21 protein-coding genes and 1 pseudogene are annotated in these 25,167 nt (G+C 60.7%); 14 read left to right on the top strand and 8 right to left on the bottom strand.

What is annotated here, in order from left to right; genetic code table 11:
- Nucleotides 1-48: 48 nt before the first annotated feature.
- Nucleotides 49-960, bottom strand: coding sequence for a LysR family transcriptional regulator (locus AC1D35_RS06885; protein WP_113311246.1), 912 nt, complete (start codon nt 958-960; stop codon nt 49-51).
- A 164-nt stretch (nt 961-1,124) separates the two neighbouring features.
- On the opposite strand from AC1D35_RS06885, the gene AC1D35_RS06880 reads away from it, so the two are divergent.
- The 6 genes and pseudogenes from AC1D35_RS06880 to AC1D35_RS06855 all read left to right on the top strand — a co-directional run bounded on the left by AC1D35_RS06880 (nt 1,125) and on the right by AC1D35_RS06855 (nt 11,326).
- Nucleotides 1,125-1,937, top strand: coding sequence for an alpha/beta hydrolase (locus tag AC1D35_RS06880; RefSeq protein WP_113299805.1), 813 nt, complete (start codon nt 1,125-1,127; stop codon nt 1,935-1,937).
- 48 nt (nt 1,938-1,985) lie between these two features.
- A complete protein-coding gene (locus tag AC1D35_RS06875) occupies nt 1,986-3,176 on the top strand; it encodes an efflux RND transporter periplasmic adaptor subunit (protein ID WP_113311247.1) in 1,191 nt (396 codons plus the stop codon).
- A gap of 122 nt (nt 3,177-3,298) precedes the next feature.
- On the top strand, nt 3,299-6,496 hold the full coding sequence (locus AC1D35_RS06870) for a multidrug efflux RND transporter permease subunit (protein ID WP_113311248.1): 3,198 nt from the start codon (nt 3,299-3,301) through the stop codon (nt 6,494-6,496).
- 189 nt (nt 6,497-6,685) lie between these two features.
- Nucleotides 6,686-7,603 (top strand): annotated as a pseudogene (locus tag AC1D35_RS06865) (NAD(P)-dependent oxidoreductase); the annotation flags it as partial.
- Entirely contained in the window at nt 7,600-9,384 is a 1,785-nt protein-coding gene (locus tag AC1D35_RS06860) for an IlvD/Edd family dehydratase (RefSeq protein ID WP_113311250.1), read from the top strand. The pseudogene AC1D35_RS06865 and the gene AC1D35_RS06860, both read left to right, overlap by 4 nt.
- Nucleotides 9,385-9,487: 103 nt before the next feature.
- A complete protein-coding gene (locus AC1D35_RS06855; RefSeq protein WP_113311251.1) occupies nt 9,488-11,326 on the top strand; it encodes a GGDEF domain-containing phosphodiesterase in 1,839 nt (612 codons plus the stop codon).
- A 130-nt stretch (nt 11,327-11,456) separates the two neighbouring features.
- Here AC1D35_RS06855 and AC1D35_RS06850 read toward each other — a convergent pair whose 3' ends face one another.
- A complete protein-coding gene (locus AC1D35_RS06850; RefSeq protein ID WP_113299799.1) occupies nt 11,457-11,657 on the bottom strand; it encodes a KTSC domain-containing protein in 201 nt (66 codons plus the stop codon).
- A 268-nt stretch (nt 11,658-11,925) separates the two neighbouring features.
- On the opposite strand from AC1D35_RS06850, the gene AC1D35_RS06845 reads away from it, so the two are divergent.
- Entirely contained in the window at nt 11,926-12,459 is a 534-nt protein-coding gene (locus tag AC1D35_RS06845) for a hypothetical protein (RefSeq protein ID WP_162747200.1), read from the top strand.
- On the opposite strand, the gene AC1D35_RS06840 is transcribed toward AC1D35_RS06845, so the two are convergent.
- Entirely contained in the window at nt 12,460-13,239 is a 780-nt protein-coding gene (locus tag AC1D35_RS06840) for a DUF6030 family protein (RefSeq protein WP_477938376.1), read from the bottom strand.
- Nucleotides 13,240-13,427: 188 nt separating this feature from the next.
- Nucleotides 13,428-13,637, bottom strand: a complete 210-nt coding sequence (locus tag AC1D35_RS06835; RefSeq protein ID WP_113311253.1) for a KTSC domain-containing protein — start codon at nt 13,635-13,637, stop codon at nt 13,428-13,430.
- A gap of 265 nt (nt 13,638-13,902) precedes the next feature.
- Between AC1D35_RS06835 and AC1D35_RS06830 the strand changes: the two genes are divergently transcribed.
- A complete protein-coding gene (locus AC1D35_RS06830; RefSeq protein WP_113299795.1) occupies nt 13,903-14,241 on the top strand; it encodes a hypothetical protein in 339 nt (112 codons plus the stop codon).
- 268 nt (nt 14,242-14,509) lie between these two features.
- The gene (locus tag AC1D35_RS06825; protein ID WP_113311254.1) at nt 14,510-15,358 is read left to right on the top strand and encodes a GNAT family N-acetyltransferase; all 849 of its coding nucleotides are present in this window, start codon (nt 14,510-14,512) and stop codon (nt 15,356-15,358) included.
- Here the strand turns inward: AC1D35_RS06825 and AC1D35_RS06820 are convergent.
- Nucleotides 15,355-16,272: a DMT family transporter gene (locus AC1D35_RS06820; protein ID WP_113311255.1), complete on the bottom strand. Its 918-nt coding sequence runs from the start codon at nt 16,270-16,272 to the stop codon at nt 15,355-15,357. The two genes, AC1D35_RS06825 and AC1D35_RS06820, sit on opposite strands and share 4 nt — an antisense overlap.
- A 188-nt stretch (nt 16,273-16,460) precedes the next feature.
- Between AC1D35_RS06820 and AC1D35_RS06815 the strand changes: the two genes are divergently transcribed.
- Nucleotides 16,461-17,759: an adenylosuccinate synthase gene (locus AC1D35_RS06815; RefSeq protein WP_113299793.1), complete on the top strand. Its 1,299-nt coding sequence runs from the start codon at nt 16,461-16,463 to the stop codon at nt 17,757-17,759.
- 60 nt (nt 17,760-17,819) lie between these two features.
- Nucleotides 17,820-20,201: a hypothetical protein gene (locus AC1D35_RS06810; RefSeq protein ID WP_477938375.1), complete on the top strand. Its 2,382-nt coding sequence runs from the start codon at nt 17,820-17,822 to the stop codon at nt 20,199-20,201.
- Nucleotides 20,202-20,294: 93 nt separating this feature from the next.
- Here AC1D35_RS06810 and rpoH read toward each other — a convergent pair whose 3' ends face one another.
- Entirely contained in the window at nt 20,295-21,203 is a 909-nt protein-coding gene (gene rpoH, locus AC1D35_RS06805; protein ID WP_113299791.1) for an RNA polymerase sigma factor RpoH, read from the bottom strand.
- 268 nt (nt 21,204-21,471) lie between these two features.
- Between rpoH and AC1D35_RS06800 the strand changes: the two genes are divergently transcribed.
- Nucleotides 21,472-21,633, top strand: coding sequence for an entericidin (locus AC1D35_RS06800; RefSeq protein WP_113299790.1), 162 nt, complete (start codon nt 21,472-21,474; stop codon nt 21,631-21,633).
- Nucleotides 21,634-21,645: 12 nt separating this feature from the next.
- Here AC1D35_RS06800 and AC1D35_RS06795 read toward each other — a convergent pair whose 3' ends face one another.
- Nucleotides 21,646-22,671, bottom strand: coding sequence for an RluA family pseudouridine synthase (locus AC1D35_RS06795; RefSeq protein ID WP_113299789.1), 1,026 nt, complete (start codon nt 22,669-22,671; stop codon nt 21,646-21,648).
- 43 nt (nt 22,672-22,714) lie between these two features.
- On the opposite strand from AC1D35_RS06795, the gene AC1D35_RS06790 reads away from it, so the two are divergent.
- Entirely contained in the window at nt 22,715-23,107 is a 393-nt protein-coding gene (locus tag AC1D35_RS06790) for a hypothetical protein (protein WP_113311257.1), read from the top strand.
- Nucleotides 23,108-23,114: 7 nt separating this feature from the next.
- The gene (locus AC1D35_RS06785; protein WP_113311258.1) at nt 23,115-23,939 is read left to right on the top strand and encodes a TrmH family RNA methyltransferase; all 825 of its coding nucleotides are present in this window, start codon (nt 23,115-23,117) and stop codon (nt 23,937-23,939) included.
- A 6-nt stretch (nt 23,940-23,945) separates the two neighbouring features.
- Here AC1D35_RS06785 and AC1D35_RS06780 read toward each other — a convergent pair whose 3' ends face one another.
- Nucleotides 23,946-25,103 (bottom strand): hypothetical protein, encoded by a 1,158-nt coding sequence (locus AC1D35_RS06780; RefSeq protein ID WP_113311259.1) that lies wholly within the window; start codon nt 25,101-25,103, stop codon nt 23,946-23,948.
- Between the last annotated feature and the right edge of the window lie 64 nt (nt 25,104-25,167).

Raw genomic sequence — 25,167 nt, 5'->3', positions numbered from 1 at the left:
TGGTTATCCCTCCCATCACGGGCCGCTTTCTTTTTGTGGGTGAGTTTTTCAACGGGCGTTGAGATTCGCATCCGCCAGCAGTTTCACCAGCCAGTCGACGAAGACGCGGACCTTGTTGCTGAGGTGCCGGTTCGGCGGATAGACGACGTAGAGCGGCAGCGACTCGCGGGTCCATTCCGTCAAGGTTTGAACCAGTTCGCCGTTTGCGAGCGGTCCACGCGCCATGAAGATCGGGATCTGGGCGAGGCCGAGGCCGGCGAGTGCCGCTGTCATGTAGGTGCGGCTGTCGTTGACGGAGACGATGTATCGCGGATTTACCTCGACAACCTCATTGTCCTTGCGAAACTCGAAAGGCACCGTGCGATTGTTCTGAGCTCGGAAATAATTGACGGAATAATGTTCCGTTTCAAGTTCTTCCGGCCGCTGTGGCAGTCCGAATTTCTCGACGTAGAGGGGTGCGACACAGGTGATCATTTCGATCTCCGAAACGCGTCTTGCAATCAGCGACTGGTCGGCGGGCGTACCGGCACGCAGCGCGCAGTCGACGTTTTCGGCGAGATAGTCGACGGTGCGGTCGCCGACGCCGAGGTCGATGCGGATATCGGGATAACGCAGGTAGAAATCGCAAAGCGCTGGCACGATGATGGAGTCGGCAAAGGCGCCGGCCATCTCTACCCGCAACCGTCCCGTCGGCAGGCTTTGGGAATTTGAAAGACTGCCGTCCAGTTCCTCCAGTTCGGAAATGATCTGTGCGGCGCGTTCATAATAGAGGGCACCGTCCGTCGTCACCATGACCCGGCGCGTTGTGCGGTTGAGGAGCTTGGTGCGCAGATGCGCTTCCAGGCCCTGAATGAGATTGGTCACCGTCGCCTTGGGCATGGCGAGCATGTCGGCGGCGCGGGTGAAATTGCCCGTCTCCACCACGCGGATGAAGACGCGCATTGCCGAGAGCTGATCCATCGGTTCAATTCCGCAGTTTGCGTTGCAACATTGTTCGGGATTTGGAATAGTGTTATCGCGATATCGCTTCTTATTCCCCGATTTGAATAACAATATCTTTTTAGTTCAAAATGCAAGAGGCGGGCGTTGTCCGTCCATCGCTAAGCAGCGAAGAGATAGAGACGATGGTGCCCGAGATCAAAGACATGGTGCTGGAAAAGGTGGCCGCAGGCCCCGTTTCTGCGCGCGTCTATATGGGCGCTGATTTTGGCAAGGGTCCGCCGATCGTGCTCTACCTGCATGGCGGGGCATTTCTCGATAGCGATCCGAAGGCCGACCGCCCGATCGCAAGCAGCCTCGCCAAGGCAGGCGCGATCGTTGTTTGCGCAGATTACAGCACGCTTTCGGGCAATGTCTTTCCGAAGGCGCTCGAAGTTTCCTTCTCGATCTTTTCCTATCTCGCCCTCAAGAAGGCCGGCCTCGGCGACCGCAAGTCGCTGCTTTTCGTCGCCGGCGAAGAGGCGGGTGGCAATGTCGCTGCCGGTGTTGCGCTCAAGGCGCGTGACCAGATGCCGGATGCGCTCGACGGCCAGATCCTGCTTTCTCCGCTTCTCGATCCTTTTATGGGTACGTCCTCGATCCGCAAGGCGGAAAAGATCGGCATGCGCCAGCGCTGGACGGAAGGCTGGAGCCATTATTTGAGCGGCGGCGGCTGCCACCCTTATGCTGCGCCTTGCCTGTGTTCGCGTATATCAGGTGTTGCACCGGCACTGATTTTTACGGCGGAGGACGATCCGCTGCACGACGAAACCATCGGTTACGCCGCTCGCCTGAAGAAGGCAGGCGTTGGTGTGCGCCAGCATGTTCTTCCCGCCGGGACAGGTTGGCCATCCATTTACGGCGGGAAATCTGAGGGAACTCCCACGTGGCAGGGCAACGTCAGCCGCCATTTCGGAGATTTCCTTCAGGACGTGAGCGTTGAGCCACAATTGCATTGAAGACGAACTGATTTTTTACGGCCATTCAGGGCCGCAAGGAGAGTACCAATGACGTCCAGAAATAAGCGCTGGGCCCTAGTGGGCGCCGGTCTGGGTGTTGCTGCGTCCGTTTCGGCCGCTGCCATCTTTTTCGAATTGCCGATGAGTGCAACCGCCACGGCCGCCTCCGAACCTGCGCAGGCTCCCGCCGTGCCGGTGACGGTTGCCGTCGTCGCCAGCAGTGATGTGACGAACTGGGAGAATTTCTCCGGTCGTCTGGAAGCCATCGACCGTGTGCAGATCCGTCCCCGCGTCGGGGGCGCCATTCAATCAGTGCATTTCCGTGAGGGCGCTTTGGTCAAGCAGGGCGATCTGCTTTTCGCCATCGATCCTGCTCCCTATCAGGCGGCCGTCTCCCAAGCGCAGGGTCAGGTCGCTTCGGCCGAAGCCAAGGTCAGCCTGGCGCAGACGGAACTCGACCGCGGCCACCGTCTTTCAGATAACCGGACGATTTCGCAGAGCGACCTCGACCAACGCCAGAGCACGCTAGCTGAAGCCCAGGCAAGCCTGCGTTCGGCACAGGCGGCTCTCCAGTCCGCGCAGCTCGATCTCGATTATACGCAGGTTCAAGCGCCGGTTTCCGGCCGTATCGGCAAGATCGAGGTCACGGTCGGCAATATTGTCGCGGCCGGCTCGGCTTCTCCTGAGCTGACGACGCTTGTCTCTGTCGATCCGATCTATGCAAGCTTCAATGCGAGCGAAGAGATGGTCACGAAGGCGCTCTCCGAGCTTCCGGAAACCGGCGCGGCACTGCAGGCCGTCGAGCAGATCCCGGTCGAGATCGGCACGCTTGCCGATGACGGGACGCCGATCAAGGGCAAGCTGCAGCTCGTCGATAACGAAGTCGACGCCGCAAGCGGTACCATTGCAGTGCGGGCAGTCTTCGACAATCCCGGCGGCAGGCTGATCCCCGGCCAGTTCGTACGGGTGCGCATGGGCCAGCCGAAGGCCGAGAACAAGATCGTCATCAATGACCGCGCCGTCGGTACCGACCAGGACAAGAAGTTCGTCTTCGTCGTCGACGGTGAGAACAAGGTCAGTTACCGGCAGATCAAGCTCGGTTCGCTGTTCGACGGTCAGCGCGTGGTTGAAGACGGCCTTGCGGTCGGCGACAAGATCGTCGTCAACGGCCTGCAGCGTATCCGTCCGGGTGCAGTCGTTGCGCCTCAGATGGAAGAGAAAGTCGCGACCGCTCAGTAAGATCTGAGCCTCCTTCCCTCGGGGAGGAGGCCGCTACCCTAAAAGACATGACCTGCCGGTGGGCTTTTCAGGCCACCGGAGAGGGACTTTGCATCCATGTTCACCCCGGAGAGGGCTCTAAAATGAACATATCCAGATTCTTTATCGACCGCCCGGTGTTTGCCGGTGTTCTTTCGGTCCTCATCGTGGTCGCCGGCCTCATCGGCCTCCAGGCGCTGCCGATCTCCGAATATCCCGAGGTCGTGCCGCCGTCGATCGTCGTGCACGCCACCTATCCCGGCGCAAACCCGTCGGTCATCGCCGAAACTGTTGCGACGCCGCTCGAAGAGCAGATCAACGGCGTCGAGGGCATGCTCTATATGTCCAGCCAGGCGACGTCGGACGGCGCCTTGAACGTTACCGTGACCTTCAAGCTCGGCACCGACCCGGACAAGGCGCAGCAGCTGGTTCAGAACCGCGTTTCGCAGGCAGAACCCCGTCTGCCGGCGGAAGTTCGTGCACTCGGCATCACCACCGTCAAGAGCTCGCCGGACTTCATCATGGTCGTCAATCTCGTCTCCGACGGGAACAGCCATGACATCACCTATCTGCGCAACTACGCGACACTGAACGTCAAGGACCGGCTCGCCCGTATCGCCGGTGTCGGCCAGGTGCAGGTTTTCGGTGCCGGCGATTATTCGATGCGCGTTTGGATCGATCCGCAGAAGGCTGCCGAGCATAATCTTGCCGCCAGCGACATCAGCAATGCGATCAGCTCGCAGAACGTTCAGGCCGCCGCCGGCATCATCGGCGCTTCGCCGAGCCAGCCGGGCGTCGACCTTCAGCTCAACGTGAACGCCCAGGGCCGTCTGCGTACGCCCGAGGAATTCGGCAACATCATCGTCAAGACGGGCGCCAATGGCGAGATCACCCGTCTGCGCGACGTTGCCCGGATCGAACTCGGTGCCGCCGACTATACGCTGCGTTCGCTGCTCGACGGCAAGCCGGCTGTCGCCGTCGCCGTTCTCCAGGCCCCGGGTTCGAATGCAATCGAGATTGCCGACAATGTTCGCGCCACCATGGACGAACTGCAACTCGCCATGCCAACAGGCGTGAAGTACGAGATCGTCTACGATACGACGAAGTTCGTTCGCGCCTCCATCGAGAAGGTCATCGACACGCTGCTGGAAGCGATCGCGCTCGTCGTTCTCGTCGTCATCCTGTTCCTGCAGACATGGCGCGCATCGATCATCCCGCTGATCGCCGTTCCTGTATCGATCATCGGTACGTTCGCGGTCATGTATATGTTCGGCTTCTCGATCAACGCACTCAGCCTCTTCGGTCTCGTGCTGGCGATCGGTATCGTCGTGGATGATGCGATCGTCGTCGTCGAAAACGTCGAACGCAACATTGAAAGCGGCCTCAGTCCCCGGGCTGCGACCTACAAGGCCATGAAGGAAGTATCCGGCCCGATCGTCGCGATCGCGCTGGTTCTTGTTGCGGTCTTCGTGCCGCTCGCCTTCATCTCGGGCTTGTCGGGTCAGTTCTATCGCCAGTTCGCGCTGACGATCGCAATCTCGACCGTCATCTCCGCCTTCAACTCGCTGACGCTGTCTCCGGCGCTTGCCGCTCTTCTCCTGAAGGGTCACCATGCGCCCAAGGACTGGCTGACGCGGTTCATGGATGCGATCTTCGGCTGGTTCTTCCGTGGCTTCAACCGCGCCTTCGGTGCCGGTTCGAACTATTACGGCAAGGGCGTCGGCGGTCTGGTATCGCGCAAGAGCATCGTCATGGTGATCTATCTTGTGCTTGTTGGTGCGACCTACAGTATCTTCAATACGGTTCCGGGCGGCTTCGTGCCGTCGCAGGACAAGCAGTATCTGATCGGCTTTGCCCAGTTGCCGGATGCCGCAAGCCTCGACCGCACGGAAGACGTTATCAAGCGCATGACCGATATCGCCCTGGCCCAGCCGGGTGTTGCCAACGCCATCGCCTTCCCGGGCCTGTCGATCAACGGCTTCACCAACTCGTCCAATGCCGGCATCGTCTTCGTGACGCTGAAGGATTTCGATGAGCGCAAGACGCCCGACCTTTCGGGCGGGGCGATCGCGATGGCCCTGAACCAGAAGTTCGGCGTCATCCAGGATGCCTTCATCGCCATGTTCCCGCCGCCGCCGGTCAACGGCCTCGGCACGACGGGCGGTTTCAAGCTGCAGATCGAGGATCGTGCGGGTCTGGGCAACCAGGCGCTTGATGAAGCCACGAAGGCGGTGCTTGCCAAGGCCTATCAGACGCCGGAACTTGCGGGGCTGTTCTCCAGCTTCCAGATTAACGTGCCGCAGCTCTATGCCGACCTCGACCGCGCCAAGGCCGAGCAGCTCGGAGTCTCCGTCACCGACGTCTTCCAGACGCTGCAGATCTATCTCGGTTCGCTCTATGTGAATGACTTCAACGCCTTCGGTCGCACCTACAGCGTCCGCGTGCAGGCCGATGCAAAGTTCCGCGCCCAGCCGGAAGATATCGGCCAGTTGAAGGTCCGCTCGGCATCGGGCCAGATGATCCCGCTTGCAGCTCTCCTGAAGGTGGATGCAAGCACCGGTCCGGAGCGTGCCAACCGCTATAACGGCTTCCTCGCTGCCGATATCAACGGCGGTCCGGCACCGGGCTTCTCGTCCGGGCAGGCGCAGGCAGCGATCGAGAAGATCCTGGACGAGACGCTGCCTGCGGGCATCGAGTTCGAGTGGACGGATCTGACCTATCAGCAGATCCTTGCCGGTAACTCCAGCATCGTCGTCTTCCCGCTCGCCCTGCTGCTCGTCTTCCTGGTGCTCGCTGCCCAGTATGAAAGCCTGACACTGCCGCTTGCGATCATCATGATCGTGCCGATGGGTGTTCTAGCCGCCTTGACCGGCGTCTGGCTCACCGGTGGAGATAACAACATCTTCACGCAGATCGGCCTAGTGGTGCTTGTCGGTCTATCGGCCAAGAACGCGATCCTCATCGTGGAATTTGCCCGCGAACTGGAGTTCGAAGGCAGGACGCCGCGTGAAGCCGCGATCGAGGCCAGCCGCATGCGTCTTCGGCCGATCCTCATGACCTCCATGGCCTTCATCATGGGCGTCGTGCCGCTCGTCACCTCGACCGGCGCGGGTTCGGAAATGCGCGCCGCCATGGGTGTCGCGGTGTTCTCGGGCATGATTGGCGTCACCTTCTTCGGCATCTTCATGACGCCGGTGTTCTACGTGCTCCTGCGCCGGATGACGGGCAACCGTCCGCTCGTCCAGCACAACGACAATCATCCGCAGGACAAGGACGACCATATGAGCGTCGCTGCRGAATAACCTCTCCTTTGTCGGGTAAACCGGGCGGGGACTTCGGTCCTCGCCCGTTTCGTTTTTAAGGTGAAGTACACTCGATCGAATTCGATTTTAGGGGCGATGTCGCGGGATGCGACAAAAATGCGTTACGTCCATCAAAACGGTTGCATGCTGAGGTAAGGGGGGTATCAAAGGCAGGCAACGGTTCGGGAGGGCTGGATGACACACGCATCGGGAAACACTGGAAAGCCGAAGATTGCCTTTCTCGGCACTGGGCTCATGGGAGCGCCGATGGTGCGGCGCCTGCTTGGCGCAGGCTTTGCCGTCACCGTCTGGAACCGTGATCGCGCCAAGGCTGAGGCTCTTTCCGCAGATGGTGCCGATATCGCCGCATCCCCAGCTGAAGCCGTTTCTTCAGCCGATGTCGTCATCTGCATGCTGACAAATGCACAGGCCGTCGGGCAGGTTCTGTTCGATCTGGGCGTTGCCGACGCCATGAGACCGGGCGCGGCTATCTTCGACATGAGTTCCATCGCCCCGCCTTTTGCACGGGAGCATGCGGAAAAACTGTCCGCGCGCGGCATCCGTCACATCGACGCGCCGGTTTCGGGCGGCACGGTCGGCGCGGCGGCCGGTACTCTTGCCATCATGGCGGGCGGGGATGCTGCGGTCATTGCCGAACTCGCCGAAGTTTTCGCGCCAATGGGGCGTGCTACACATGTCGGGCCAAGTGGATCAGGGCAGCTTGCCAAACTCGCAAACCAGCAGATCGTGGCCGTGACGATCGGCGCCGTTGCCGAGGCGATGATGCTGATCGAGGCGGGCGGGGGTTCGCCGGCGGCCTTCCGGGATGCCGTGCGTGGCGGCTTTGCGGACAGTCGCATATTGGAGATCCACGGCAAGCGCATGATCGACCGGCAATTTGCACCGGGCGGTTCTTCGGCCAATCAGTTGAAGGACCTCGACGCCGTCATGGCGATGGCAAAGACGCTGTCTTTGACCTTGCCGCTGACAGAAGCGGTGCATGCCGAATTCACAGAATTTGTTGGCAAAGGCAACGGCGAGACGGATCACAGTGCCTTGCTGCTCCATCTCGAAGATACGAATGCCCGAATGGGAGGGAAGAAATGACCGACAGCAAGACCGGCAAGCGCCGCCTGCGCTCACAGGACTGGTTCGACAATCCTGATCATATCGACATGACGGCGCTCTATCTGGAGCGCTTCATGAACTATGGTGTGACGCCGGAGGAGCTGCGGTCCGGCAAGCCTGTTATCGGTATTGCCCAGAGCGGCAGCGATCTGACGCCCTGCAATCGCGTCCATATCGAGCTTGCCAAGCGCGTGCGTGACGGCATCCGCGATGCGGGCGGCATCCCGATCGAGTTTCCGACGCATCCTATCTTCGAGAACTGCAAGCGCCCGACGGCAGCACTTGATCGCAACCTTGCCTATCTCGGCCTCGTTGAAATCCTCTACGGCTATCCGCTCGATGGCGTCGTACTGACGACCGGCTGTGACAAGACCACGCCGTCGGCGATCATGGCGGCGTCGACGGTCGATATTCCGGCGATCGTTCTCTCGGGCGGGCCGATGCTCGACGGCTGGCACGAAGGCAAGCTCGCCGGTTCCGGCATGGCGATCTGGCAGTCGCGCCGGAAGCTGGCGGCAGGCGAGATCGATGAAGAGGAATTCCTGCAAACGGCGCTCGATTCGGCACCCTCCATCGGTCATTGCAACACGATGGGCACGGCCTCGACCATGAATGCACTGGCCGAAGCGCTCGGCCTGTCGCTGACGGGCTGCGGCAATATCCCGGCTGCCTATCGCGAGCGTGGCCAGATGGCCTATCGCACGGGCCGGCGCGCCGTCGAAATCGTACTCGAAGACCTGAAGCCGTCGGATATCCTGACGCGCGAAGCCTTCCTCAATGCCATCAAGACCAATTCGGCCATCGGCGGCTCGACCAACGCCCAGCCGCATCTTGCCGCCATGGCGAAACATGCAGGAGTCGAGCTATATCCCGAGGATTGGCAGGTCCATGGTTTCGACATTCCACTACTGGCGAATGTGCAGCCGGCAGGTGCCTATCTCGGCGAGAAGTTCCACCGTGCCGGTGGCACCCCCGCGGTAATGTGGGAATTGCTGCAGGCCGGCAAGCTCGACGGTGACTGTCGCACCGTCACCGGCAGGACCATGGCTGACAATCTGAGAGGGCGTGAGGCGCGTGACCGCGATGTCATCAAGCCCTATGACGAGCCCCTGAAGGAACGCGCCGGCTTCCTCGTGCTCAAGGGCAATCTCTTCGATTTCGCCATCATGAAGATGAGCGTCGTCTCCGAGGACTTCCGCAAGCGATACCTGCAGGAGCCAGGCCGCGAAGGCGTCTTTGAAGGCAAGGCTGTCGTTTTCGATGGCTCGGAAGACTACCACAAGCGCATCAACGATCCGGGCCTCGGTATCGACGAGAACACGATCCTTGCCATCCGCGGCGCCGGTCCGCTCGGCTGGCCGGGCTCGGCGGAGGTCGTTAACATGCAGCCGCCGGATCATATCCTGAAGCGCGGCATCAAGAGTCTGCCGACGATCGGCGACGGGCGCCAGTCCGGCACGTCGGACAGCCCCTCGATCCTCAATGCTTCGCCCGAAAGTGCTGCCGGCGGTGGGCTTGCCTGGCTGCGGACGGGTGACATCGTCCGCATCGATTTCAACCAGGGGCGCTGCGACATGCTCGTCGACGATGCCGAAATCGAGCGGCGCAAGGGGGACGGAATTCCGCCTGTGCCGGCCGATGCGACGCCCTGGCAGCGCCTATACCGCAGTTCGGTCACACAGCTTTCGGACGGTGCGGTGATCGAGGGTGCGGCGGACTTCCGCCAGATTGCCAAGAATTCGCCCCGTCACAATCACTAATTGAAGAAATTGTCTGGCTAAAGCAATACTGATCGAAAAGGAGGCAGTCGTAACGAACAGTTCACCTAGTAACTAGTTCGGTACTTACAAAAAGGCTTCATTAATGAGGGCTTGCGACTATATTAGAGTTTTTGCAGGCTTCGAGGCTGAAACCGAATTGCCCGAGAATAAACCAACGCGATCCGAGCGAGAGTTCCAGGATCTTCTCCGGAGACTGGAGCTTGCGCTGGACGCTTCGCAGATCGGTGTGTGGGAGCACAGTATCAATAAGAATGCCATTCTCTGGGATGCGCAGATGCACCGCCTCTACGGAACCGGTCAGACAAACCGGGAGGTGCCGACCTGGATCTGGTCGAATGCCCTGCATCCAGAGGATAGGGAACGGGCCGAGCAAGACTTCGAAAAAGCGGTTGCCGCCCGTGGCGCCTATAATTCCCAGTTTCGCATCATCCTGCCGAGCGGTGAGATCCGCCATCTGAGGTCGCGGGCGCATTTTTATGTCGATGAGGGGGGGGCCCCGTCCTTCATCGGCGCGGAATGGGACGTGACCTCCGACGTGCTGCTCAATGCCGAACTCGGCAAGCAGAAGATAGTGGCCGAGGCCCGGGCGCTCGCACTTGAGGAAAGCAATGCGCGGATCGAGCATGTAGCCGACCGTGACTACCTGACCGGCATGCCGAACCGGCGTCTGCTCGACAAGCGGCTTGCCGAACTGCCGACCGACAGGGGCGTATCCATGCTTGCCGTTCTGCACCTCGATCTCGACCAGTTCAAGCAGATCAATGACAGCCATGGTCACACGGCTGGCGATGCCGTGTTGCGCGCGGCATCGCTCAGAATTGCAGCTGCCATTCCTGCAAGTGGCATGGCCGCGCGTGTCGGCGGCGACGAATTCGTCATCGTTCTGATCAACTTCGCCGGCCTCGCCGAACTGAAAGCGATTGTCGAGGATGTGCAGCGGCGATTGCGGAAGAAAATTCGTTTTGGGCAGGAGATGCTGCAATCCGGTGCGTCGATCGGGGTATCCTGGAGCAGCAACAGGCGGGCGCGCAATTTGCTCGCCGAATCGGATCTGGCGCTTTATCAGGCGAAAAAGCTCGGCCGCAACCGCATCGAATTCTTCAGCCGACAGCTTCAGGAAGACCTGCGCGGCAAACGCCGCCTCGCCGAGGAGCTCGCCCAAGCTCTGGAGCAGGGCCAGATCGTTCCCTACTATCAGGTTCAGCTCGATGCGCGCACTCGCGAGATCACCGGGCTGGAAGCGCTGGCACGCTGGAACCATCCGGAAAAGGGTTTGCTGGCGCCGAGCGTCTTCCTCCGCATTGCGGATGAGTATGGGCTTTCGGCAGAGATCGATGCCGCGATCCTGCAGCGTGCGCTCGAAGATCGCGTTGTCTGGCAGGCTATGGGCTGCAGCGTACCTCGCATCGCCGTGAATATTTCTCCTGCGCGTCTTGCCGATCCAGCTCTGCTGGACAAGTTGCGCCGGCTTGCCATTCCGCCGGGCGCCATCGTCTTCGAGCTGGTGGAAACGATCTTCCTCGACGATTGCGATGATAAGTTCCTCGCCAATATCGACCTCATCAAGCAAATGGGCATCGATATCGAGATCGACGATTTCGGTTCCGGCCATGCTTCGCTCATCGGTCTTGTGCGGCTGAAACCGAAACGGCTGAAGATCGACCGCCAGCTCGTTACAGATGTCGTGGAATCGGCCGAGCAGAGGCGCGTGGTCGGATCGATCGTCGAGATCGCCAAGGCTCTCGATGTCGAAGTAATCGCCGAAGGGGTGGAAACCGAGGCTCATGCCGTGACGCTGTCATGGCTCGGCTGCGACAGCCTGCAGGGCTTTGCGCTCGGCTATCCCTCGAGCGCTGCCGATACGGGACGCCTTCTTGCATCAAACGGCCACGACGACAAATCGCGAAGTGTGGCCGGCTGAGATTTGAGGCTGAAGTCTAGTCGATGGAGGGATGCGAGGCCGATCTCGGTATGAAYGGTCCAATCGGTGAACAATTTAGGTTGGTTCCTAGTGCACCGACACGGCACGCCTTGGGTGCGTGCCGTATTTTTCAGGTAGTGCGGAAGCGGCCCCGGATCTGGCTCATGTAGAAGTCGCCAGGAGAAGCTGCTGCGGCAAGTCCGACGACGATGCCTTCGGGGACATCTTCGTAATGACGGCGTTGGCCGTTGGTCAGATAGAGCGTGAGGTGTCGAGTTTCGCGCTTATAATCAATCGCTTCAATGAGTTTGGACTGCAGTCTAGTTTCCATGCGGTACTCCCCGATGTGTTTCGCGCGAGAGAGGTGGCTGCTGGATCCGACGAGCGGTTCAAGACAGCGTCAAAGCTAATCCCTGGTCGATTCAAGTCAAGGATCGAAAGAGTTTGGCTGCACCTATTTTGAGTTAAATGCGTCTGAAGTTTGACGCCCTAAATTAGGCCGGGCGCACTATGGAAAATGGAGCGCGCCCTTCACGGAACCATCGTCCGCCGGTGAGCGTTCAAAAAACGTTCTATCTAGCCTCAGGCACGGTGATTTCTTGCGAGTGATTGCAGAGCTGCTCATTCTTTTCGGCCGCGTCTGCGGCGCGCTTGTGGCCGTGGCGGGTGCGATGGCTTTTGCCTCCTATCTGATTGCCTCTCCGGTCGATGCGACGCCGCGGATGGATGCGGAAAGTGGAGCGATCTGGACCTCTGTACCGGTTCATATCGATCCGGGCCATCAGCCCTATGACCGCGAGCCCGACCGCTATCCCTTCAAATTCTCCGCCGGTCGGTCCCTGAAGGTCATCGACAATGCGACCTTTTCCCTTAATGGCGACACGTTCGTCATTGCTGGTGTATCGCGCATCGCCCCGCAGGCGCTCTGTGTCGATGTGCAGGGGCGCCGTCTTGCCTGCGGCCAGAATGCAGCGGGCGCGCTGCGGACTGCCTTGCGCCGCAGTTTCATCGAATGCAGCCGCAAGGAATTGGCGCCGAAGCTGTTCATGGTCAGTTGCAGACGGGACGGTCAGGATCTTGCCGGCGTGCTCAACGACACGTCAAGGCCGCAGCTTGTTGCCAGCGCGAAGTGATCAGGCGCGTCGCCAGAAGATGAGTTCCGGCACCAGCCAGGAGGGATCGGGCGCAGGCAGCCAGGTCTTCGCGGAAAAATAATCCTTCGTGCGGCGCTGTTGGGGGGAGGTCTCCTGAAGCAGGAGCGTGAAATTGAAGCTGCCCGGACGCGAATGTTCCTGGGTGAAGTTGATCAGCGAGCCGAAGCCTTCGTCCTTCACATCCCTGAGATTACGGATTGCTGCCAGCGCATCATGGAAATCCAGCCACGCCGGCTGCGTGAGCATGGTTTCGAAGATGCGCATTGTGCCAGCGTCGAGCTGCCCGTCATTGTTGGTTGCCGGGCCGACGAGTTTCACCCGCATGCTTGATATCGTGCCATTGCCGTTGCCGCGAACGACGAGGAAGAGCGAGCTGGCGATGTGCTCCTTCTCTTTCTTGAAAATCTGTTCGTACGAGCATTCGAACGTATCGGAATTGAAGGCGGTCGCCGTCCAATCACTTGTTTGGACGCCGGCAGAACGCAGCGCCTCGCACATGGCCGGACCGGAAATGCGCCAGGTCCGCAGAAAAACGCTCGCAAGAGCCGGCTGCGGCGGGTCGAACATTCGCGGCGCGATCTTGATGCTGACTGGTTCGGTTCGGCGGAAAACCTTAGGCGGCGGGGGAGGCGGGGGTGCCTCCGGCGGGAAAAGTTCTATGCCGAAGTAGTGAGCCAGCGACTTCAGGTGACGCATGTCATTCGACAGCAGCACAGTGGCGGCGACAATTGAAAAGGAGAGAATGATCAGAAGCCACATGACGGCGCGGCCTCTTCGCGGCTGCGGCGCTAGTTTCATATTCTGATCGGACGACTGCATCGTCAGTTCGCGAGACCTCGGACAACGGAAGTCATCATTTATAAGGCTCGGACCAATGTGGCAATCGATCTCATCCGGAGCATGGGGCAATCGATTTAAAGCCGCGCCGGTGAAAGTATCGACGCGCCTTAAGCCGCGATACGACGATAACGTTTTCTGATCTGGTCGATATAGTACTGGCCCGGCGAGGGCGCGGCCACCATGGTATTGACGTCATCGACCGGCACGCCTTCGAACAGACGCTCTTCACCGTTGCGGAAGCAGATGCGCAGGCGCCCGTCTTCCTGGCTGAAATAGACGTTCTGGATAATCCTGGATTTGACTGGAACTTCGTGCATTGTTTTCGGCCCTGTTTTGTTTTGGGGCACCTTAGAAGTAAGGATGCGAAGATACGGTCAAGGCGTATGGTAAAGATTGTTTTCCGCCTGAAGAGCGACAGTCTAAAAAATCGCGTTTCAATAAAATTGTACGGATCGGCTTAAAAGGCCTGCAAATACCGACATGTAGAGTGACCCTCATGAAAGCGGCCGGGCATGGACAGATGCGACCGGCGCTGCGGCCAGGCGGAAATCGTCGGGCCGACTGGAAAACGGGGACTTCAAGATGAGCAGACTTCTTCTCGCCGCGACGCTCGCAATCACCGTATCGGCTGCAAGCCAGCCGGCTTTTGCCTTTGGCCCTGGTGGCTTCGGTCGCGATCTCATGTACACCTCGGCCATCGGCCATCTGCCTGAGGAGCCGTTGACGACGAGCGCCGGCTTCGTTCGTCCGAACATGCCCTTCGCTCTGCGTGCTCCGGCACAGGTCGACAGCGAAGGATATAAGCTGAAGGCCTATTCGCACCAATTGACTGTCGTCGTCGGCTTCGTTTTCGACAGCGTTCTCAGCCAGGCTGCCCAGACCATCGGTGCTGCCGAAGCGCTGGGTCCGTTTCTGCGTTAACACTTAAATATTGGATACTGCCGTCTTTCGATTTGCGCCCGCCGGAAGGATCCTGCGGGCGCAGTAATTTTCTTGAGATTGCAATTGCATTGTTTCATGGTAAGGCGAGATCGAAGTTCTTTTGCATTGCATTTCAAAACGACGATACGCATCGTTCAAGCCGTGAACGCGAGTTCATCATCACCGGTCCGAGCGCACTGACAATCGACTTGACGATTGCTTGGTGCATCACCGAATGGACTTGCTGATTTCAATCTGGGAAGGTTGCATGAATTCGGAATTTGTCGTTCGTTCCATGCGGCCCGGCGAACTGGAGCTTGCGCTGGAATGGGCACGCCAGGAGGGCTGGAATCCCGGCCTCGATGATGCGATCGCATTCCATGAAGCCGATCCTTCCGGATTTTTCGTTGGCGCCATCGGTGAGGTGCCGGTCGGCTCTATCTCTGTCGTCAAATATGGCGACAACTTCGCCTTCCTCGGCCTCTACATTGTCCACCCCGACTTCCGCGGCCGAGGTTTCGGCAAGGCGATCTGGAACGCGGGCATCGCTTCTGCGGGAAACCGTACGATCGGTCTCGACGGGGTTGCTGCGCAGCAGGCAGCCTATCGGAAGGCCGGTTTCGAGGTTGCCTACAACACGATCCGCTATGGCGGCGTGCCGTCATCCGTGCCGCAATCCTCGCTCGTCGCACAACCGGTTCCGGATGCGCGGCTCGAAGGCCTGCAGCGCTACGACAGCGGCATTTTCCCGCAGCCCCGTCCGGCTTTCCTTTCTGCCTGGTGCACGGGCCGCAAGGGGCGAAGTTCTGTTGTCGTGCGCAAGAGCGGCAAGATCCGCGGTTACGGCACGATCCGCCGCTGTTATGAGGGTTACAAGATCGGCCCGCTTTTCGCCGCTGAGGCGGACAGCGCTGCCGCCCTTCTGGCCGGCCTCATTCCCCAGGCGCACGGTGCGTCGATCTATATTGATATCCCCGCCGCCAATGCCGAGGCGATTGCGCTTGCCGAAAGCGCGGGGCTTGAGCCGGTCATGGAGACCGCGCGCATGTATCGCGGTCCGGCGCCGGAAATCCCGCTGAAGAACGTCTTTGGCGTGACGACGCTGGAGCTTGGTTAGTCGACAGGCGAAGCCGGCACGGTGGGCGCAGCCGACTTCGGCCGTCCCTTTTCGGCGATGGCGATGCCGCCGAGCGTCAGCGCCAGCGCAATCATATGGAAAAGCTGCAGCGTTTCACCGAGCAGGGCGACGGACAGCAGCGTACCGAAAACCGGGACGAGGTTGATGAACAGGCCGGCGCGATTGGCGCCGATTTCCTCGACGCCTCTGATATAAAGTATCTGCGCCAGCAGAGAGGCGAAGATTGCCGTATAGAAGGCAATCGCCCAGCCTTGTCCATCGGGCCATTGAGCCGCGCCGCGGGAGGCCTCCCACAAGAGCAGCGGCAGGGCAGTCAGGGCCGCACCGAGTGCCGGGATCGCCATCAGCGTGCGCCAGTCGACGATGGGCTTCCAGCGCAGAAAGATCGTATAGACGGAATAGGCCGCCACCGCGATCAGCATCAGGCCGTCGCCGCGGTTCAGGTTGAGCCGCAGGAGCGTCGCGAGATCGCCGTGGGCTGCCGTCAGCCCCACGCCGATAAGCGTCATGCCGAAGCCGACGACCTGCGCCAGCGAAACACCGGTTCGGAAAAAGGCGAAATTCAAGAGAAAGATCAGCATGGGAATGCCGGCCTGCTCGATGGCGACATTGATCACAGTCGTGTATTGCACGGCCGAATAGAGCATGGCGTTGAAGATCGTATAGCCGATGACGCCGTAGAAGAAGAGCAGGGGCAGGTTTTTGCGCACGACCGGCCAGTCCTTCTTCAACTGCGGCAGCGAGACGGCGGCGATCAGCATGACGGCCAGGAACCAGCGCAGGAAGGTCAGCATCATCGGGCTGACATGGCCGAGCGCCAGCTTGCCTGCAACGGCATTGCCGCCCCAGCAGAGAGTTGCAATGACGAGGCAGATATAGGCTGTAGCTTGCAAAGGCTGATCTTCCCGTCTTGCCGTCTCTGGGAGGCTTTTTCGATCGGGCTTAGCCTGCTGACGGCTGATTTGTCACGTAAAAAGCCGAATCTGCTGTGACAACAGGGTCGCTTTCCCAAAAACAAAGCTTTATAGATGCGCGGGTTTGAGCAGGTGTGCGGTTCTCCGCCGGTAACAGGAAGAGTTTGATGACGAACGTAGTCGTGGTCGGTTCGCAATGGGGTGACGAAGGCAAAGGCAAGATTGTCGATTGGCTTTCGGAACGTGCGGATATCGTTGTGCGCTATCAGGGCGGACACAATGCCGGTCATACTCTCGTCATCGACGGCACGAGTTACAAGCTCTCGCTCTTGCCATCCGGCGTGGTGCGCCCGGGCAAGATGGCCGTCATCGGCAACGGCGTCGTCGTCGATCCGCATGCGCTGATTGCGGAGATCGGCCGGCTGGAAGCCCAGGGCGTGAAGGTCACGCCGGAAAACCTGCGTATCGCCGACAACGCGACCCTCATTCTTTCCCTGCACCGCGAACTGGACGCTTTCCGCGAAGATGCAGCTTCCAACAGCGGCACCAAGATCGGCACGACGCGGCGCGGCATCGGCCCGGCCTATGAAGACAAGGTCGGCCGCCGCGCCATCCGCGTCATGGACCTTGCGGACCTTGAAGCCCTGCCGGGCAAGGTCGATCGCATCCTGACCCATCACAACGCGCTTCGCCGCGGCCTCGGTGTTGCCGAAGTCAGCCACCAGACGATCATGGATGAGCTGACCTCGATCGCCGACCGTGTGCTGCCCTTCCGCGATACAGTCTGGCTGTTCCTCGACAAGGAACGCCGCAAGGGCGCCCGCATCCTTTTCGAAGGTGCGCAGGGCAGCCTGCTCGATATCGATCATGGCACCTATCCCTTCGTGACCTCGTCCAACACGGTGGCCGGCCAGGCCGCTGCCGGTTCGGGCATGGGTCCGGGTTCGCTCGGCTATATCCTCGGCATCACCAAGGCCTATACGACGCGAGTCGGCGAAGGTCCGTTCCCGACCGAGTTGACGGATGAGATCGGTCAGTTCCTCGGCGAGAAAGGTCATGAATTCGGCACGGTAACGGGCCGTAAGCGCCGTTGCGGCTGGTTCGACGCCGCACTCGTGCGCCAGTCGGTCGCGACCAATGGCATCAGTGGCATCGCGCTCACCAAGCTTGATGTGCTCGACGGCCTCGATGAATTGAAGATCTGCGTCGGCTATATGCTCGATGGCGAACAGATCGACCATCTTCCGGCAAGCCAGGCGGCGCAAGCTCGAGTCGAGCCGATTTACATCACGCTGGAAGGCTGGAAGGGATCGACGGTTGGCGCCCGCAGCTGGGCCGATCTGCCGGCGCAGGCGATCAAGTATGTTCGCCAGGTCGAAGAGCTGATCGGTGCGCCCGTCGCGCTTCTTTCCACAAGCCCTGAGCGTGACGACACCATACTTGTGACCGATCCGTTTGAGGATTAATGTCGCGGGTCACTTAGGGCGACCGTTCGGGAGTGTGCCGGACTTCTTGAGAAAGTACTGATGGCGGATTTTATTGCAGTTATTCGGCGGGCAGTCGACGGCCTGTCTGAAAATACGCCCGAAATGCGGGTGAAGGTCTACGAGCGTGCGCGCGGCGCTGTGCAGCGGCAGCTCGAGAACATGAAGCCGCGTCCGCCGGAAGCCATGCTGCAACGTCAGCTTGATAAGCTTGAGGCCGCAATCCGTGAAGTCGAGACCGAGCATGCAGAGGCCACTGATGTCGAGGAGCCGGTTGCGGCCGCTTCGGCCCCCGAGGTCCATCAAGAGCCTGCTCTAGAGCAGGAGCCTGTCGCAGAGGCGGCGCCTGCTGCTGAGGCCCCTGTCCCTGAAAGCCCTGAGCAGCAGGAAGCAGAACATCCTGTCAACGAGCAKCAGCCTGCCGAGCCGGAAGAGGTCGTTCAGGCTGCCGCTTCCGCCGAAGAGGTGGTGCCCGAGCATGCCGAGTGGCATCCGCCTCATGAGGAAGAGACGCCTGCCGAAGAATGGCGTGCGCCGGAGCAGGCGCAGGTTCATGCCGAGCCCGAGCAGCTTCCTGAGCTTGTAGAAGAGCATTATCCGGAAGAGCCGCGGCTGGATGAGGTCGCTGCCGAGCCGGTAGCTGAAACCGCCCATGAGGTGGAAGAAGAGCTTCAGCACGAGGAGGTTCATCAGCCGGCTCCGCGCGGCATAGACCGTGCGTCCAATCGGCTCGTCGAGCCGATGGCCAATTTCGAGCCGCAATCGCAGCCGCAAGTCGAGGAATTCGTCGAGCATGCACGCGAGGAACCGCTTGCTGCAGATGCGGCGGCGCATTTCGATCGCATGTGGTCCGAACCGGCTGCCGAAACGCCGGCCCCTGCGCCGCAGGAAGCCGAGACAGAGTGGGCGCGCGAAGAGCTCGAGTCCTATGCAGAGGCGGTTCCCGCCGTTCCCGCCGATGCTTCGGCGCGCGCTTTCGATGAGGTCATCTCGACGCTCGGCAATAGCGCATCGCCGGCCGTCATGCCGGCTGCCAAGGAGAATCTCTCCTGGGAAGCGGCCGCTTTCGACGACCTGCCACCGATCGAGGCTGGCACGGACAAGAAAACACCGACTTCCGCGCATTTCGACGATGTCGATATCTTTGCGGAAGTGCATGCCGGCAATGGTTCAGGCTCCGCGACTCCCACACCCGCCGCCCCCAGCGAAGACTGGCGTGAGGCGCGTGCGCTGCGCGGCTACGACCGACGCAATGCTGTTGCCGATGACGACGACGGCAACCCGCCGATGGATCTGGACCAGATCGTCGCTTCCAAGATGCAGGGCAAGAGCTTCCGCATGGAGCCCAAGCGCCGACGCTTCGGCATCGGCACCATTCTGGCGATCCTCGTCACGCTGGGCATTATCGGTGGTGGCGCCTATGCCGGCTGGATGAACCGCGATGCGGTGATGGAAATGGTGGACGGCCTCGTCAGCTCCGCACCGTCACAGGCTGTGCGCAACGAGACGGCCACGTCGACGACAACGCCTCCGGCACAGCAGAGCAGCACGCCGGCCACGACCCCGCCGGCAAATCCGAGTGCTGCGACACTGCCGACGCGACCCAACCAGCAAGTTGCCTCGTTGGACGGTTCAGCCGCCAATACCAAGTTCACCCAGCGGCTGCTCGCCGATGGGACAGAAGTCGATAACGGCGCTGCGGCAGTGCCGGGCACGCCGACGGCAGAAGGCAAGTCGGTCGCCGAGCAGAATGTCGCGGCAGCCGATACCAGCACACCGAGCGTCCAGTCCGATGCAGCGCCTGCCGAAAACTTGACGCCGAACGGCCCCGCGGCCGCACCGGCGCAGAATGTGCCTGTTGGCGCTACGGAAAAGATGTTCCTCTACGAGGAGCGGATCGGCGAAAGCTCGCCGACCGCAATCGAGGGTTCGGTTGTCTGGACGATGCAGCATGAAGCCGGGCAGGACGGCCGCCAGGAAGCCACCGTGCAGGGTAACGTCACCGTGCCGGAGCGCAACCTCTCAGCGCTCCTGACCTTCAAGCGCAATTCCGATCCGTCGCTGCCGGCAAGCCATCTCGTCGAGATCGTCTTTTCCGTTCCGCCGAATTTCGAGGGCGGCAGCATCGACAGCGTTCAGCGTATCTCGATGAAGCGCACGGAGCAGGATCGCGGCGATCCGCTGATTGCAGTGCCGGCCAAGATCACCGACGATTTCCACATGATCGCGCTCAACGACTATCCGGATGCGCGCAAGGCCAATCTGGACCTGCTCGGCACTCGCGACTGGATCGACATTCCGATCACCTATCGCAATGGCCGCCGGGCGCTGCTGACTATGCAGAAGGGCGCCACCGGAGGAACTGCCTTTACCTCGGCGATCAAGGAATGGACGGCCCTCGGGGACCTTTCGACCAGCCAGTAAATAAGGCCGGCGCTTCCCTGGCGCATCAAAATCGTGCAAAGCAAAAGGCGGGCCGCAAGGACCCGCCTTTTTCATATCATAAAGACAACCGGCTTATGCGGTGGCTTCGACCACACGCACTGCCTTGGCGCGTTCAAGCGCTTCCTTGCGGACCGCATCCTGCACCTTCTCAAAGGCGCGGACTTCGATCTGACGGACACGCTCGCGGCTGATGTCGAACTCGGACGAAAGGTCTTCCAGCGTTACCGGATCTTCAGCAAGCCGGCGTGCCTCGAAGATGCGGCGTTCACGGTCGTTCAGCACGCTCATGGCCTTGGACAGCATGCGGCGGCGCGTATCGAGTTCATCCTGCTCGATCAGCACGTCTTCCTGGCTCTCATGGTCATCCACGAGCCAATCCTGCCACTGGCCGCTGTCGCCTTCAGAAGCCTTGATCGGAGCATTCAGCGAAGCGTCGCCGGACAGGCGGCGGTTCATCGAAATGACCTCTTCCTCGGAGACGTTCAGCTTGGTGGCGATCTCGGTCACATGTTCTGGCTTCAGATCACCTTCATCAATGGCCTGGATACGGCCCTTCAGGCGACGCAGATTGAAGAACAGACGCTTCTGGTTGGCGGTCGTGCCCATCTTCACCAGAGACCACGAGCGCAGGATATATTCCTGGATCGAGGCCTTGATCCACCACATAGCATAGGTGGCAAGGCGGAAACCGCGTTCCGGATCGAACTTCTTAACGGCCTGCATGAGGCCGACGTTACCTTCGGACACGACTTCGCCGATCGGCAGGCCGTAGCCGCGATAGCCCATGGCGATCTTCGCAACGAGGCGAAGGTGGCTGGTGACGAGCCTGTGTGCCGCGTCGCGATCTCCGTGCTCGGAGTAACGCTTGGCGAGCATGTACTCTTCCTGCGGCTCCAGCATCGGGAATTTACGGATTTCGTCGAGGTAACGATTGAGACCGGCTTCGCCGGCGGTAATGGACGGCAAGTTATTTCGGGCCATAATGCACCCTCCTTATATGGATTCCGGTTCCCGATGGAACGCGCCCTTGCGTTAAAGGCAAACCGGGACATGCGGCTCTCTCCAAGCCCGCAATAAGTCTATGTACAGATAAGTATGGCGAAACAGGGATTCAAGGTCGTCTCGGCGTTCACGAGGGCGTTATCCGGCCTCTGCCAGTGGCGGCTGGAGGCATTGATTTTACGGACAACTGCTGCATTTTTCCAGTGACGGTAGCACTCTCGCCCGCCGATTCCATGAGGGGAAACAGATGATCAGACCAGCCCTTGCCGCCCTTCTGCTGCTCACGCTTTCGGCCGCCCTTTCATCCTGCGGAAATACCGCAAGGGGATTGGCGCAGGACGGGCGTGACACCAGCCACGCTCTCGACAATGCCACGCATCGGGTCCTGGGTGCCGGCGCCAAGAGATAGCAGCGGCATTTCTTATGCGCGCAGGGCGTCGGCGAGTTCCACCATATCATCCGGCAGCGGCACCTCGAAGTGCATCACCTCGCCAGTGCGCGGATGCTCGAATTGCAGCATGAAGGCGTGCAGCGCCTGGCGGCCGAAAGCCTTGACGATCTTGCGGGCCTCGTCGGGCAGAAGATTGGCCTTGGTCTTGAAGCCGGCGCCGTAGACGGTATCACCCAATAGCGGATGGCCGATATGAGCCATGTGGACGCGGATCTGGTGCGTGCGGCCCGTTTCCAGGTGACATTCGACGAGCGAGGCGAGCGCGCTCGCATCCGGGCTTTCATGGAAACGCTCCAGCACCTGGTAATGGGTGATCGCCTCGTCGGCGTTCTCGTTGTCCGGGCGCTTGACGGCACGTCGGGTACGGTCTCCGGTGTCACGGCCTAGCGGTGCGTCGATCGTGCCCGAGAGTGAGCGCGGACGGCCCCAGACGATCGCCTGATAGGCGCGTTCCAGCGGCATGGTGCGGCCGTGGTCGGCAAACTGCAGCGAGAGGTGGCGGTGAGCCATATCGTTCTTGGCGACGACCATGACGCCGGTCGTATCCTTGTCGAGGCGGTGCACGATACCGGGGCGGCGTACGCCGCCGATGCCGGAGAGGGTGTCGCCGCAATGGTAGATCAGCGCATTGACGAGCGTACCGGTCCAGTTGCCGGGACCCGGATGGACGACGAGACCAGCCGGCTTGGAGATGACGATGACGTCTTCATCCTCGTAGAGGATATCGAGCGGAATGTCCTCCCCCTTCGGCGCCGGGTCTTCCGGTTCAGGCAGGATGATCTCGTAGCTGTCGCCGGCTCGCACCTTCTTTTGGGGATCGGTAATCGGTGCGCCCTTCAAAAAGACCTGCCCATCCTTGATCAGCGCCTTGATGCGGCTGCGGGAAAACTCCTCGCCGACCTGCGCGGTCAGCCAGGCGTCGAGGCGGCCTTCGGCTGTCTCATCGGCGGTCAGGACTTTTCTATTGTCATCTGCTTGTTTAAAGGGGTCGCTCAAGACGCTTCTTCTCCGACGTATTTTTTAGAACGGGACGCCATAGATGACGAAATTCGAGCCAGCCGACGATGAGCAGGAAGAAAAGCCCCTTGATCCGGCTATGGAAAGTGTCCGGCGCAAGATGGTTCGCCTGCAGATCGTCTCGGGCGCCATCATGTTCGTGAGCCTTATGGCGGTCTTCGGCGCTGTTGTCTACAAGGTGACGCGTACGGAACCTTCGCAGACTACAGCGTCCGCAGGCTCTTCCGGTGTTCCCTCCGACGCGCCGGTGAATTCGACGGCCTCGCTGCCACTCGGCTTCAAGATCGAGCAGACATCGCTTTCGGGCGGACAGATCCTGTTTTACGGCGCCGATGTCAACGGCAAGCGCAAGGCGCTGGTCTTCGATATCAAGGCGGGCCGCATCGTGGCCGAAATCACATTGTCGGGCAATTGAGACCGGCATGGCCGGAAAGCCTCTCACGATCGAAACCCCGGACGATCCGCGGATCGCGGAGTTTCGCGATATCCGCGAGCGCGACCTGACGGGGCGACAGAACCGCTTCATAGCCGAAGGTACCGTCGTGCTGCGTATGCTCGCCGATGCGCATGCGGCGGGTAGAGGATTTTCTGCCGAAAAGATCTTGCTGCTTCGCAACAGGCTCGACGGCGTGGCGGAGATCCTCGACCGCTTTCCCAAAGACGTACCTGTCTATGTGGCCGACGCCGATGTTCTCGATGGTATCGTCGGCTTCAACATGCATCGCGGCGTGCTTGCGCTCGGTCGCCGCGAGCAGGCCACGGAAACCGTCTTTCTGGATACGCTGCCCGAGCAGGCGCTGGTCCTCGTCGGTTGCGGCATTTCCAATCACGACAATGCCGGGTCGATGTTCCGCAATGCCGCTGCCTTCAAGGCGGATGCGATCCTCCTTGACGAAACCTGCTGCGACCCGCTCTACCGCAAGGCGCTGCGCGTTTCCGTCGGTTCTGTTCTGAGCATGCCCTATCGTCGCGGCGGCGATGCGCTCGATCTTCTCGTGAGCCTTGCCGAGCGGGGCTTTGTTATCTGGACGCTTTCGCCACGCGGCGAGACTGACATCCGGCAGATACCAGCCTCCGATCGCATGGCGCTCGTCGTCGGCACCGAGGGCGAGGGCTTGCCGGAGGCGGTGCTTTCCCGTTTCCGCAGTGCGCGCATTCCGCAGTCCGAAGGACTGGACAGTCTCAATGTGGCAACGGCCACAGGTATTGCGCTCTTTGCCATATCCTCGGCGATGGAGCGGATCTGAATAAGTTCAGCGCTGCGGATCGGCGATGATCGCAGCCGCGCGGTCGGCGAGGTTCACGCGTTCATTCGGTCCCTTCTTCTCCCTGCCGGGCAGGAGGGGCAGGATCGGAGAGGACGGGCCTTCATCGAGCGCCGTGAGCGCTACCATGTTGGCGGCGATCGAGGCGATCTCCTCGCGAAGGGCGCCGTCACGACCGGTATTGTTTCTTGCCTTCTGCAGATGGTCGGCAAGTGCGGCGCTACGCCGGCGCACATTATCGCCCATCTGCGCGGTGATGGCCGCCACATCCAGCGTGGCGGGCTCGGTCTCGCCGGCGGGTTCGGCTGGCAGATCGGCAATCGCCTTGGAGAGGCCGGCATCGCGCAGCGCCTTTGCGGCCTTGCGGATTTCGGCATTGGCAGCCTTCACCTGATCCTTCAGCTTGGCGATCTCCTGTTGCCGGCGGCCGAGCAGGGCTTCCTTGTCCGCGGCAGAAGCGGCCTCGCGGGCGGCCTTGTCTTCCAGGCGGATGACCATGTGCTGTTGCTGGCTGAGCTTCTGCTCGGCATCCTTGGCACGCTTCTGTGCCACCGTTATGTCCTGGCGCATCGTATCACGTTCGTCTCGCAGGGCATTGGTGCGGAATTTCAGATTTTCGGCCTCGGTCTCGCGCGCAGCAAGGTCGATCTTCAGGTTGTTGGTCTGTTCCGTGATCTTGGAAAGCCGCGCGCGCAGAGTTTCCAATTCGCTATCCTTGTTGGAGCCCGCCTGTTCGGCAATGTGCAGGCTGGTCTTCAACTGGCTGATATAGTTTTCGTCCTTGCGCAGGTGGGAGCGATGCTCGGCAGCCTCGACCTGCATCTCGCCGATCTGTGCACGCGCCTCGTTGACCTCCGAGGCCAGCCTGCCGGCATCGACGGCGAGTGCGTCATGGCGCAGCTGGAGGGAGAGCGACTTTTCGCGTTCGCGGTGCAGGTCCTGTGCGGTGCGGGCGTTTTCAGCGGCATAGAGGGCGCGCACCATGTCCTTCTGCGCCCGCACTTCCTGCGGGCTCAGCGGCATGGTCGCCTTCAGGCGGTTTTCGGTATACCAGACGACGCGGCGGTGGACGGCAGGCGAGACCAGAAAGACAAGAAAGGCCGCGGTCAGGAAGCCCAATCCGAACAAGAGAGCATATTCGATCACGGCGCGGCCATCGATTCGAAGGTTGATACGGGTCAGTCCGCCTGATTAAGCACGCAGAGCCCGC

Source organism: Rhizobium sp. P1_E6 (assembly GCF_056405875.1).
The sequence above is the reverse complement of the archived record's forward strand: the minus strand, read 5'-3'. Positions and strand labels throughout refer to the sequence as shown.

Coding starts and splice junctions, on each gene's coding strand:
- AC1D35_RS06880 (WP_113299805.1), top strand. CDS start 1,125: ATGGTGCCCGAGATCAAAGACATGGTGCTGGAAAAGGTGGCCGCAGGC.
- AC1D35_RS06840 (WP_477938376.1), bottom strand. CDS start 13,239: ATGTGGCTTCTGATCATTCTCTCCTTTTCAATTGTCGCCGCCACTGTG.
- AC1D35_RS06815 (WP_113299793.1), top strand. CDS start 16,461: ATGACGAACGTAGTCGTGGTCGGTTCGCAATGGGGTGACGAAGGCAAA.
- AC1D35_RS06790 (WP_113311257.1), top strand. CDS start 22,715: ATGACGAAATTCGAGCCAGCCGACGATGAGCAGGAAGAAAAGCCCCTT.
- AC1D35_RS06855 (WP_113311251.1), top strand. CDS start 9,488: ATGAGGGCTTGCGACTATATTAGAGTTTTTGCAGGCTTCGAGGCTGAA.
- AC1D35_RS06830 (WP_113299795.1), top strand. CDS start 13,903: ATGAGCAGACTTCTTCTCGCCGCGACGCTCGCAATCACCGTATCGGCT.
- AC1D35_RS06800 (WP_113299790.1), top strand. CDS start 21,472: ATGATCAGACCAGCCCTTGCCGCCCTTCTGCTGCTCACGCTTTCGGCC.
- AC1D35_RS06885 (WP_113311246.1), bottom strand. CDS start 960: ATGGATCAGCTCTCGGCAATGCGCGTCTTCATCCGCGTGGTGGAGACG.
- AC1D35_RS06785 (WP_113311258.1), top strand. CDS start 23,115: ATGGCCGGAAAGCCTCTCACGATCGAAACCCCGGACGATCCGCGGATC.
- AC1D35_RS06850 (WP_113299799.1), bottom strand. CDS start 11,657: ATGGAAACTAGACTGCAGTCCAAACTCATTGAAGCGATTGATTATAAG.
- AC1D35_RS06860 (WP_113311250.1), top strand. CDS start 7,600: ATGACCGACAGCAAGACCGGCAAGCGCCGCCTGCGCTCACAGGACTGG.
- AC1D35_RS06825 (WP_113311254.1), top strand. CDS start 14,510: ATGAATTCGGAATTTGTCGTTCGTTCCATGCGGCCCGGCGAACTGGAG.
- AC1D35_RS06875 (WP_113311247.1), top strand. CDS start 1,986: ATGACGTCCAGAAATAAGCGCTGGGCCCTAGTGGGCGCCGGTCTGGGT.
- rpoH (WP_113299791.1), bottom strand. CDS start 21,203: ATGGCCCGAAATAACTTGCCGTCCATTACCGCCGGCGAAGCCGGTCTC.
- AC1D35_RS06835 (WP_113311253.1), bottom strand. CDS start 13,637: ATGCACGAAGTTCCAGTCAAATCCAGGATTATCCAGAACGTCTATTTC.